The organism is Streptomyces sp. McG3, assembly GCF_018619185.1.
Classification (GTDB): Bacteria; Actinomycetota; Actinomycetes; order Streptomycetales; family Streptomycetaceae; genus Streptomyces.
On sequence record NZ_JAAXYC010000498.1, the window covers coordinates 1 to 3,453 of the forward strand.

Annotated in this window: 3 protein-coding genes; 1 reads left to right on the top strand and 2 read right to left on the bottom strand. The window is 70.6% G+C overall.

What is annotated here, in order from left to right; all coding sequences use genetic code 11:
* On the top strand, nucleotides 1-932 hold a 932-nt coding region (locus tag HET64_RS37610; protein ID WP_215111722.1), incomplete at its 5' end, for a glycoside hydrolase family 5 protein.
* Nucleotides 933-954: 22 nt separating this feature from the next.
* On the opposite strand, the gene HET64_RS37615 is transcribed toward HET64_RS37610, so the two are convergent.
* Together HET64_RS37615 and HET64_RS37620 are read right to left on the bottom strand one after the other, a co-directional pair.
* Nucleotides 955-1,989, bottom strand: a complete 1,035-nt coding sequence (locus HET64_RS37615; RefSeq protein WP_215111723.1) for an aldo/keto reductase — start codon at nucleotides 1,987-1,989, stop codon at nucleotides 955-957.
* Nucleotides 1,986-3,362: an LLM class flavin-dependent oxidoreductase gene (locus tag HET64_RS37620; protein ID WP_215111724.1), complete on the bottom strand. Its 1,377-nt coding sequence runs from the start codon at nucleotides 3,360-3,362 to the stop codon at nucleotides 1,986-1,988. Before HET64_RS37620 ends, HET64_RS37615 begins: the two co-directional genes overlap by 4 nt.
* Nucleotides 3,363-3,453: the final 91 nt, after the last annotated feature.

Below are 3,453 nucleotides of genomic sequence, written 5' to 3' on the forward strand. Positions count from 1 at the left end.
CCTCCCCCACCGCCGCCACCCCCCTGGCCGCCAACGGGCAGCTCTCCGTCTGCGGCCGTCAGCTCTGCAACGCCTCCGGCCAGGCGGTCGCCCTCAACGGGATGAGCACCCACGGCACCCAGTGGTACGCCCAGTGCGTCACCGACGGCTCGCTCAACGCCCTGGCCCAGGACTGGCGCGCCGACGTGCTGCGCGTCTCCACCTACGTGCAGGAGGGCGGGTACGAGACCGACCCGGCCGGATTCACCGCCCGGGCGCAGAAGTTCATCGACGCGGCGCACGCACGCGGCATGTACGCGGTCATCGACTGGCACATGCTCTCCCCGGGTGACCCGAACGCGAACCTGGCGCGGGCGAAGACCTTCTTCACGGCGATGGCGAAGAAGTACAAGAACCACCCGGGGGTGCTCTACGAGATCGCCAACGAGCCCTCGGGGGTGAGCTGGTCGGGCATCAAGTCCTACGCCGAGCAGATCATCCCGGTGATCCGAGCCCAGGACCCCGACGCGGTGGTCCTGGTCGGGACGCGCGCCTGGTCCTCCTTCGGCGTCTCCGAGGGCTCCAACGAGTCGGAGGTCGTGAACAACCCCGTCCGCGCCTCGAACATCATGTACACCTTCCACTTCTACGCGGCCTCGCACCGCGAGGAGTATCTGAGCGCACTCGACCGGGCCTCCGACAAACTGCCGGTTTTCGTCACCGAGTTCGGTACGCAGAACTACGCGGGCGAGGGGGCCAACGACTTCACCATGTCCCAGCGCTACCTCGACCTGATGAAGCGCAAGAAGATCTCGTGGACCAACTGGAACTACTCCGACGACCACCGTTCCGGCGCCGTCTTCAAGACCGGCACCTGCAACGGGACCAACTGGACGGGGACCGGCGTCCTGAAGGAGGCCGGGGTCTGGATCCGCGACCGCATCCGCCAGTGACCCCGGCCCGCTCGCCGCGCCGTCAGGCCCAACGGCGGCGCAGAGAGGCGTCGGTGATGACCGCCGGGGTGTAACCGGCATCGAGCGCCGACAGGTTGACGCCGGGCGGGACGATCTCGTCGATCCGGTCGAGAACGTCCCGGCCGAGCCTCACCTTGTCGGCGCCCAGCTGGCTCTCCAGTTGCCCGAAGGTCCGCGGCCCGATGATCGCCGAGGTGACGGCCGGGTGCTCCAGCACGAAGGACAGGGCGAGTTGGACCAGGGTGATACCGGCCTCCTCGGCGAGCACGGCGAGCGCTTCGGCGGCGGCCAGCTTGGCCGCGTTCCCGGGTGCGGCGATGTCGAACCGGGCCGCCTGGCGCTCGGCCCGGCTGGAGGCGGGCTGCTCGGCGCCCGTGCGGTAGCGGCCGGTCAGCCAGCCGCCCGCCAGCGGACTCCAGGACAGCACGCCGAGCCCGTACCGCTGGGCCACCGGCAGCACTTCACGCTCGATGCCCCGGGCCAGCAGCGAGTACGGGGGCTGCTCGGCGACGACGCGCTCGCGGCCCCGCCGCTCGGCGGTCCACTGGCCCTCGACGATCGCGGAGGGCTCGAAGGTGGACGTGCCGATGTAGCGGATCTTGCCCTGGTGGACCAGGTCGGAGAGCGCGCCCAGCGTCTCGTCGAAGTCGGTGTCGGGCTCGGGGCGGTGGACCTGGTAGAGGTCGATCCAGTCGGTGGAGAGGCGGCGCAGGCTGTTCTCGACCTCCCGGATGATCCAACGGCGGCTGTTGCCGTACTCGTTGGGGTCGTCACCGAGTCGGCCGTGGAACTTGGTGGCCAGCACCACGTTGTCCCGCCGGCCGCCCGCGAGCGCCTTGCCGACGATGGTCTCGGACTCGCCCGCCGAGTAGACGTCCGCGGTGTCGATGACGTTGATGCCCGCGTCCAGGGCGTGGTGGATGATCCGGACGCTGTCGTCGTGATCGGCGTTGCCGCGCGCACCGAACATCATGGTGCCCAGCGCGAGCGGGCTGACCCGGACGCCGGTGCGGCCGAGGTTGCGGTACTCGGTCATGCGGCGCGCTCCTCGGCGAGCTGCTCCGGGGTGCCGACGCCGTCGAAGAGGCGGTTGGCGGGTCGCGGCAGGCCGTAGTGCTCGCGGAGGGTGGAGCCGGTGTACTCGGTACGGAACAGGCCGCGTTCCTGGAGGATCGGGACCACCCGGTCGACGAAGATCTCCAGGCCCGAGGGGAGGACCGCGGGCATGATGTTGAAGCCGTCGGCGGCCCCGCTGTCGTACCAGTGCTCGATGGTGTCGGCGACCTGCTCGGCGGTGCCGGCGAAGGTACGGTGGCCGCGTCCGCCGCCGAGCCGCCCGATGAGCTGCCGCACGGTCAGGTGCTCGCGGCGGGCCAGCTCCACGATGAGCGTGTAGCGGCTCTTGGCGCCCTCGATCTCGTCCTCGGTCGGGATGTCATCGGGGAGTTCTGCGTCGAGATCGAGGTCGTCCGGGGCGATCCGCAGACGCAGGGCGAGCTGCCGCTTGGCGTACTCGGGGACGATGAGGCGGTCCAGCTCGGCGTCCAGCTCGTGCGCCTCGGCCTCGGTGTCGCCGATGACGGGGACGATGCCGGGCAGGATCTTGATGGCGTCGGGGTCCCGGCCCAGGGCCACCGCCCGCGCCTTGACGTCCTTGTAGAAGGCGATGCCCTCCTCCAGGGTCTGCTGCGCGGTGAACACGGCCTCGGCGTACCTGGCGGCGAAGCCCTTGCCGTCCTCGCTGGACCCGGCCTGCACGAGCAGGGGGTAACCCTGCGGCGGACGCTGGACGTTGAGGGGTCCGTCGACGCGGAAGAACTCGCCCCGGTGGTCGATGGCCCGGACCCGTTCGGCGAGCGCGTGGACACCCTTCTCCTTGTCCGCGACGACGGCGTCGTCCGCCCAGCTGTCCCACAGCTTGGTGGAGACCTCCACGAACTCGGCGGCGCGGCGGTAGCGCTCGTGGTGCAGCGGGGTGTCGTCCAGGCCGAAGTTGCGGGCGGCGTCGGCCCCGGCGGTGGTGACGATGTTCCATCCGGCCCGGCCGCCGGAGACATGGTCCAGGGAGGCGAACCTGCGGGCCAGGTTGTAGGGCTCGTTGTAGCTGGTGGAGGCGGTGGCGATGAGCCCGATGTGCTCGGTGGCCCCGGCGAGCGCGGTGAGCAGGACGGTGGGCTCCAGTTTGGCGGCGGGGCGGCGGCCGGGGTCGCCCATCAGGACCGGGCTGTCGGCGAGGAACAGGGAGTCGAGGCGGCCGCGTTCGGCGATGCGGGCGAGGTTCTTGTAGTGCGCGATGTCGGAGTTGGCCTCGGCGGGACTCTCGGGGAGCCGCCAGGACGCCTCGTGGTGTCCGGTGGACATGAGGAAGGCGTTGAGATGGAGCTGCTTGCGGGGTCGGGCGGAGGACATGGGTGTCTCCAGAAAGGTGCGGGAAGTGATCCCGGACGGGTACGGGGGGTTGGAGCCGTGCGTCGCGTGCCGCTGGGGTCCGCGCGTACGA